Source organism: Hydrogenophaga atypica, from assembly GCF_042665215.1.
Taxonomy (GTDB): Bacteria; Pseudomonadota; Gammaproteobacteria; order Burkholderiales; family Burkholderiaceae_C; genus Hydrogenophaga; species Hydrogenophaga defluvii_A.
In genome coordinates this window covers 76,293-83,737 of sequence record NZ_JBHTCA010000017.1, presented here as the reverse complement: position 1 = coordinate 83,737, position 7,445 = coordinate 76,293, and the positions used below count along the sequence as shown (strand labels likewise).

Below are 7,445 nucleotides of genomic sequence, written 5' to 3'. Positions count from 1 at the left end.
CCGGGCACCTCGCCCAGACCGGTGTGCCCGGCGTTGTCGGTGACGATGACGATGTTGCGGGTGAAAAAGGGCGCATGGGCGCCCGAGAGGTTGAGCAGCATGCCGTCCCGGCCGGCGACCGGGATGACACGCATGGACTGGACGATCGGTGCGGTCATGGGGGAAATCAATCTGCCTTGATGTTGCGCGAGGTGATCAGTTTTTGCCAGCGGCTGTATTCGGCGGCCTGGTAAGCGGCGAACTGCTCGGGTGTGTTGAGCACCACCTCAAAGCCCAGCTCCAGCAGCTTAGGCGCCACCTGCGGATCTTTGATGGTGGCGGCAATGGCATCCGTCAACCGCTTCTTGATGTCGGCGGAAAGCCCCTTGGGCGCGGCAACGGCCTGCCAGGAGTAGACGTTGGCGTCCTTCACGCCGCCCTCTTCCAGCGTGGGCACATCGGGCAGCAGCGGCGAGCGCTTGGCGCTGGTGATGGACAACGCACGGAGCTTGCCGGCCTTGATCTGCGGCATGGCGGTGTTGATGTTCATGAAGGACGAATCGACCTGGTTGCCCAGCAAGTCGGTCATCACCGGGCCACCGCCTTTGTAGGGCACGTGCACACCGCTGGTGCCTGTCTGCTGCCAGAACAGCTCGGCCGTGAGGTGGTCGCTGCTGCCGTTACCCGACGAAGCGAAACTCATCTTGCCGGGTTGGGCCTTTTGGAAAGCAATCACGTCGGCCAGCGACTTGTGCGGCGAGGCGGCGGGCACCACCAGCACGTTGGGCGCCTGCACCACCACGGTCAGCGGATCCAGGTCCTTGAGGGCGTCGTAATTCACCTTGATCAGATGCGGCGCGATCACGAACGGGCCCAGCGAGGCCACCAGCAGGGTGTGACCATCGGGCGCGGCGCGGGCCACCTGAGACGCACCGATGGTGCCGGTGGCACCGGGTTTGTTGTCCACCACAAAGGTGCCTGCGCCCATCTTCTCGGCCATCTTGCCGGAGAGGGTGCGTGCGATCAGGTCGGTGGAACCACCCGGCGGGAAGGGCACGATCAGGGTGATGGGTTTGTCAGGCCAGGCGAAGGCGCTGAGGCTGGTGCCGGCGGCGAGGACCAGCGTGAGAAGGGTCTTTTTCATGGGTTTGTCTCCGGGGAGGAAGAAACAAAAACAAAAACAAAAACAAAAACAAAAAAAAGCCCGGCGCGAAGGCGTCGGGCTGGGGGGATCACTCGACGGTGATTTTTTCGTCGCGCACGACCTTGGCCATGGCCGGCACCTCGGCCTTGAGCCAGTTGGCAAACTCGGCGCTGCTCATCTGGGCGGGTTCGGCACCGAGGCTGACCAGTTTCTCCTGCACATCAGGCAGGGCCACGATGCGGGTGACCTCGGCGTGCAGCTTGTCCACAATGGCCTTGGGTGTACCGGCCGGGGCCAACAAACCTTGCCAACTGCCGGTAAGGAAGCCGGGCATGGTTTCGGCCACGGTGGGCACGTTGGGCAAGACGCTGTTGCGTTTGCCGCTCGACAAGGCGATCAGCTTGATCTTGCCGGCTTTCACGTGTGGGTAGGTGGCCACCATGCCGTTGAAGGTGACATCGATGTGGCCGCCCAGCAGATCGGTCATGGCCTGTGCGCCGCCCTTGTAGGGCACGTAGTTCCAGTCGATGCCGTTGCGGCGGGCAAACACCACGCCGGCCAGGTGGGTGGCACTGCCCATGCCGGCTGCGGCAGCGTAGCTCAAGCGCACGTCTTTGCCCTTGGCGTAGGCCACCAGTTCGGCCACGGTGTTGGCCGGCACCTTGTTGCTGGTCACCAGCAGGTGAGGCGAATAGGCCACCATGTGCACTGGCGCGAAGTCGTTGAGCACGTTGAACGGCAACTTGTACAGCGACGGTGCGATGGCCAGGTTGCCCACGTCCATCAGCAACAGCGTGTAGCCATCAGCCGGTGATTTGGCGACCTGATCGGCGCCGATGTTGCCGCCCGATCCGGCGCGGTTTTCCACCAGCACCGGCTGGCCCAGCGCCTCGCCGAGCTTGACGCCGATCAGGCGTGCCAGCACATCGGAGGTGCCTCCGGGCGGGAATGGCACGACGATCTTGACCGGTTTGCTGGGGTAGCTCGCTTGGGCGAACGCGGCAGTGCTGGCGAGCGGAAGTGCCAGCGCAGCCACCAAAAGTTGTCTGCGGAAGGGGGTCATGTTGTGTCTCCTGAGGGTCTTTGGGGGGGAGGGTTGCGACCCGCAGGATCACTGCGGGCCAAGTTGGTCGATCAAGACCTTGAGTCGGTCCATTTCTGCGGGTTTGAGGTCGGTCAGTGGCGCGCGCACCGGGCCAGCCGAATGGCCCACCAGCGTGGCGCCGGCCTTGACGATGCTCACGGCATACCCTTCGCAGCGGTTGCGCAGCTCCAGGTAGGGCATGAAGAAGGACTTCAGCAAACGGTGCTGGGTCGCCATGTCGTCGGTGCGCACGGCTTCGTAAAAGTCCATCGCCGTCTTGGGGATGAAGTTGAAGACGGCCGACGAGTACACCGGCGTGCCGAGCGCCTTGTAGGCGGCGGCATACACCTCGGCCGTGGGCAGGCCGCCCAGGTAGGCAAAACGGTCGCCCATCTTCATGTAGATGGCCGACATGGTTTCGATGTTGCCCACGCCGTCCTTGAATCCAATCAGGTTGGGGCAGCGCTCGGCCAGGATGGCCAGGGACTCGGGCGTGAGTTTGCAAACGTTGCGGTTGTAGACGATGACACCGAACTTCACGCTTTTGCATACCGCCTCCACGTGAGCAATCAGGCCTTCCTGGCCGGCTTCGGTCAGGTAGTGTGGCAACAGCAGGATGCCGTGGGCGCCGGCCCGCTCGGCCTCCTGGGCGCACTGGATGGCAAACCGGGTGGGGCCGCCCGCACCCGCAATGATGGGCACCTTGCCACGGCAGGTGTCCACAGCCGTCTTGATGATGCCGGGGTACTCGTCAGCGGTGAGCGAGAAAAACTCGCCGGTGCCACCGGCGGCAAACAGCGCACTGGCGCCATACGGGGCCAGCCACTCCAGGCGCGCCGCGTAGCCCTTGGGGTCGAAGTTGCCCTCGGCGTCGAAATCGGTCAGCGGGAAAGACAGCAGGCCGCTGGACATGATGGATTTGAGTTCTTGCGGGTTCATGGCGTGTTCCGTGGATGAATGACAATGGAATGAAAAATCGGGCCCTGGCGACTTGGACAGAAGCACCTGGCTTTGCTACAGTTGCCTTGGCTCCAGACATCTGTTGTAGGTTGTCTGACAACTGAACCCATTGTGCAAATCGGCTTTCGGGCTGTCAAGGAATTTCCCATGCCCTCAGTGAAAACCCTAGGCTCTCCACCACCACCGGCAGCACCCCGGGTGCGACGCCCGCGTGGCCTGGTGCCTGAAATTGTGGCGGCCCTGGATCAGGACATCCGCAACGGCGCGCTCAAGGCCGGGGACAAACTGCCCACCGAAGCGGCGCTCATGGAACGCTTTGACGTGAGCCGCACCGTGGTGCGCGAAGCCATCTCCCGGCTTCAGGCCTCGGGCCTGGTCGCCACCCGGCATGGCATCGGCACGTTTGTGATGGAACCGGCGCAACCCGATCTCAATTTCCACATCTCCCCCCACGAGCTGGACACCGCCGCCGACGTGATTGCGCTGCTGGAGCTGCGCATCAGCCTGGAAAGCGAAGCGGCCGGGCTGGCCGCCCTCGCCCGCACAGAAAACAACCTCGCCGCGATGAACGAAGCCCTGACGGCCTTCGCGGCAGCGATCCAGGCCGCCTCCGACGCCGTGCCCTCGGACTTCCAGTTCCATGTGGAGGTGGCGCGCGCGACGGGCAACCGCTATTTCGCCGAGCTGATGTCTTACCTGGGCACCATGATCATCCCGCGCACACGCCTGCGCACCGCAGGCGACGCGCCCGAGGGCCGACTGGCCTACCTCCAGCGGGTGCACCAGGAACACGAACGCATCTACCAGGCCATCCAGTTGCGCGACCCGGATGCCGCGCGCGCCGCCATGCGCACCCACCTCTCCAACAGCCGAGAGCGCCTGCGCCGTGCGCAAGCGGCGGAGGCCTCGCTCAGCGTGCCACACTGACGGCCGGCACCAGATCACTGAAAAAACCAACGGCCCCGCAGGGCCGTTGGTTCAAGTCAACGCAGAAAGCGAAACTCAGGCGGTCACGCCCTTGGCGTTCTCAACGTACTCTTCGATCTGGTCGAAGTTCAGGTACTTGTAGATGGCCGCGCCGTCCTTGTTCACGATGCCCATGGCTTCGTGGTATTCGGCCACCGTCGGAATCTTGCCCAGCTTGGACGCAATGGCCGCCAGCTCGGCCGAGGCCAGGAACACGTTGGTGTTCTTGCCCAGGCGGTTGGGGAAGTTGCGGGTGCTGGTGGACACCACGGTCGCGCCTTCGCGCACCTGGGCCTGGTTGCCCATGCACAGGCTGCAACCCGGCATTTCGGTGCGGGCACCGGCGGTGCCAAACGCGGCGTAGTGGCCTTCCTTGATCAGCTCGCTCTCGTCCATCTTGGTGGGCGGGGCCACCCACAGCTTGACGGGGATGTCGCGGCTGCCACCCAGCAGCTTGGCTGCGGCGCGGAAGTGGCCGATGTTGGTCATGCACGAGCCGATGAAGGCTTCATCGATCTTGGTGCCCGCCACTTCGCTCAAGGTCTTGGCGTCGTCCGGGTCGTTGGGGCAGCACAGAATGGGCTCGGTGATGTCGGCCAGGTCGATCTCGATGACGGCGGCGTATTCGGCATCCTTGTCGGCTTCGAGCAGTTCGGGCTTGGCCAGCCAGGCTTCCACCTTCTCGATGCGGCGCTGCAGGGTGCGCTTGTCTTCGTAGCCGTCGGCGATCATGTTCTTCATCAGCACGATGTTGCTGGTGAGGTACTCCTTGATCGGCTCGGGGTTGAGCTTGATGGTGCAACCGGCAGCGGAGCGCTCGGCCGACGCGTCGGACAGTTCAAAGGCTTGCTCCACCTTCAGGTCGGGCAGGCCTTCGATTTCGAGGATGCGGCCCGAGAAGATGTTCTTCTTGCCGGCCTTGGCCACGGTCAGCAGACCGGCCTTGATGGCGTACAGCGGGATGGCATGCACCAGGTCGCGCAGGGTCACGCCCGGTTGCATCTGGCCCTTGAAGCGCACCAGCACCGACTCGGGCATGTCCAGCGGCATCACACCCGTGGCGGCACCGAAGGCCACCAGGCCGGAACCAGCGGGGAAAGAAATGCCGATGGGGAAACGGGTGTGCGAATCACCGCCGGTGCCCACGGTGTCTGGCAGCAGCAGGCGGTTGAGCCAGCTGTGGATCACACCGTCGCCCGGGCGCAGGGAGACGCCGCCACGGCTGCTGATGAACTTGGGCAGTTCGCGGTGGGTTTTCACGTCCACCGGCTTGGGGTAGGCGGCGGTGTGGCAGAAGGACTGCATCACCATGTCGGCGCTGAAGCCCAGGCAGGCCAGGTCCTTCAGTTCGTCGCGGGTCATGGGGCCGGTGGTGTCTTGCGACCCCACGGTGGTCATGCGCGGCTCGCAGTAGGTGCCCGGGCGCACGCCCTGGCCTTCTGGCAAACCAACGGCACGGCCCACCATCTTCTGCGCCAGGGTGAAGCCCGCCTTGGTTGCAGCAGGCACGCTGGGCAGTCGGAACAGGGTGGATGCGGGCAGGCCGAGGAACTCGCGCGCCTTGGCGGTCAGCGAGCGGCCAATGATGAGGTTGATGCGGCCACCGGCGCGCACTTCATCGAACAGCACGTCGCTCTTGAGCTTGAATTCGGCCACGACTTCGCCGTTCTTCACCAGCTTGCCGTCGTAGGGCAACACGTCGATGACGTCGCCCATTTCCAGCTTGCTCACGTCCACTTCGATGGGCAGCGAGCCCGAGTCTTCCTGCGTGTTGAAGAAGATGGGAGCGATCTTGCCGCCCAGGGTGACGCCGCCAAAACGCTTGTTCGGCACGAAGGGGATGTCCTGGCCGGTGGCCCAGATCACCGAGTTGGTGGCCGACTTGCGGCTGGAGCCGGTGCCCACCACGTCACCCACGTAGGCCACCAGGTGACCCTTCTTCTTCAGGTCTTCGATGAACTGCATCGGTCCGCGCTTGCCGTCTTCCTCGGGCTTGAAGGCCGCGTCAGGACGCGTGTTCTTCAGCATCGCCAGGTAGTGCAGCGGGATGTCCGGACGCGTGGTGGCGTCCGGCGCGGGCGACAGGTCGTCGGTGTTGGTTTCGCCCGGCACCTTGAACACAGTGACGGTGATTTTCTTGTCGACTTCAGGCCGGCTGGTGAACCACTCGCCATCGGCCCAGCTTTGCATCACTTCCTTGGCCACGGCATTGCCGGCCTTGGCTTTGTCGGCCACGTCGTTGAAGTAATCGAACATCAGCAGCGTCTTCTTGAGCGCCGCGCCGGCCACGGACGCCACCTCGGCATCGTCCAGCAGCTCGATCAGGGGGTGCACGTTGTAGCCGCCCACCATGGTGCCCAGCAGCTCGGTGGCCTTGGCCTTGGAGATCAGGCCCACCTTGATGTCGCCATGGGCCACGGCCGCCAGGAAGCTGGCCTTGACTTTGGCCGCATCGTCCACGCCGGGGGGCACACGGTGCGTGAGCAAATCCAGCAAAAAGGCGTCTTCGCCAGCGGGCGGCGCTTTGATCAGTTCGATCAGGTCGGCCACTTGTTTGGCATCCAGCGGCAGCGGCGGAATGCCCAAGGCGGCGCGCTCGGCCGCATGTTCACGGTAGGCTTTCAACATGGTTCAGCTCCAGAAAGTAAAGAGGAAGGGTTCGCGGGGCGGCGGCAATCGGTGGCAAGCACCGCCGGTGGTGTTGCGGGGGCAGGCAGAGGATCAAGCAAGCTCGGTGCCGGATTGAGCTTGAGGGCAGCGGCCACCTGCTGCTGCGACTCGCCAGCACACTCATCGGCCAAACGGCGCCCGAGCTTCTGGCTCATCAGCATGGATTTGTTGGCCAGCTGAATCCAGACCACACCTTGTTGTGGGTCTTCGAGCCGCACCGCGCCGGTGCGGCTTTCGACCGGACGCAGTCGGTAGCGTTGCTGATCAACGTGCAAACGGAAGAAACCGGGCGTGGTGGCATCGCGCTCCATGTGCACAACCTTGCCCAGCTCACAAGGCAAGGCACCCACATGCACCTGATTCGACACCGCCAATTCGCTGTCGGTCAGTGGGGCATCTGCCCCCACCACAGGCGCGGCGGCCACCGCGGCGACAGGGGCAATACGCTTGGCGGGGTTCGGCTTCGCAGGTGCTTTGCTGGTACCAGCCGGCTTCTTGGTCGGCGATGCCTGGGCATGCGTCACAGCGGGCCACAGGGCGGCCACCGCCAACGCCAGCGAGGCGCCTGCAACCACCAGCACGCGGGGTGAAATGGGATGGGCACCGGATGTGGGGCGCTCGTTGTGTTGGGCCATGGCGAAA

Annotated in this window: 6 protein-coding genes and 1 pseudogene; 1 reads left to right on the top strand and 6 read right to left on the bottom strand. The window is 64.3% G+C overall.

The window, feature by feature from the left end; all coding sequences use genetic code 11:
• From gudD to kdgD, 4 genes and pseudogenes are all read right to left on the bottom strand, one after another.
• A pseudogene (gene gudD / locus ACFQPB_RS17605) lies at positions 1-158 on the bottom strand (glucarate dehydratase); the annotation flags it as partial.
• Positions 159-166: 8 nt separating this feature from the next.
• Positions 167-1,123, bottom strand: a complete 957-nt coding sequence (locus tag ACFQPB_RS17600) for a Bug family tripartite tricarboxylate transporter substrate binding protein (protein WP_382226068.1) — start codon at positions 1,121-1,123, stop codon at positions 167-169.
• A gap of 88 nt (positions 1,124-1,211) precedes the next feature.
• Positions 1,212-2,186: a Bug family tripartite tricarboxylate transporter substrate binding protein gene (locus ACFQPB_RS17595; protein WP_382226065.1), complete on the bottom strand. Its 975-nt coding sequence runs from the start codon at positions 2,184-2,186 to the stop codon at positions 1,212-1,214.
• Between the two features lie 48 nt (positions 2,187-2,234).
• Positions 2,235-3,146, bottom strand: a complete 912-nt coding sequence (gene kdgD / locus ACFQPB_RS17590) for a 5-dehydro-4-deoxyglucarate dehydratase (RefSeq protein ID WP_382226063.1) — start codon at positions 3,144-3,146, stop codon at positions 2,235-2,237.
• A 168-nt stretch (positions 3,147-3,314) separates the two neighbouring features.
• On the opposite strand from kdgD, the gene ACFQPB_RS17585 reads away from it, so the two are divergent.
• The gene (locus ACFQPB_RS17585) at positions 3,315-4,094 is read left to right on the top strand and encodes a FadR/GntR family transcriptional regulator (protein ID WP_382226060.1); all 780 of its coding nucleotides are present in this window, start codon (positions 3,315-3,317) and stop codon (positions 4,092-4,094) included.
• 75 nt (positions 4,095-4,169) lie between these two features.
• Here ACFQPB_RS17585 and acnB read toward each other — a convergent pair whose 3' ends face one another.
• Both acnB and ACFQPB_RS17575 read right to left on the bottom strand, forming a co-directional pair.
• Complete coding sequence (gene acnB, locus ACFQPB_RS17580) at positions 4,170-6,761, bottom strand: bifunctional aconitate hydratase 2/2-methylisocitrate dehydratase (protein WP_382199323.1); 2,592 nt, start codon at positions 6,759-6,761, stop codon at positions 4,170-4,172.
• Positions 6,755-7,438 (bottom strand): hypothetical protein, encoded by a 684-nt coding sequence (locus ACFQPB_RS17575; RefSeq protein ID WP_382226057.1) that lies wholly within the window; start codon positions 7,436-7,438, stop codon positions 6,755-6,757. Before ACFQPB_RS17575 ends, acnB begins: the two co-directional genes overlap by 7 nt.
• Positions 7,439-7,445: the final 7 nt, after the last annotated feature.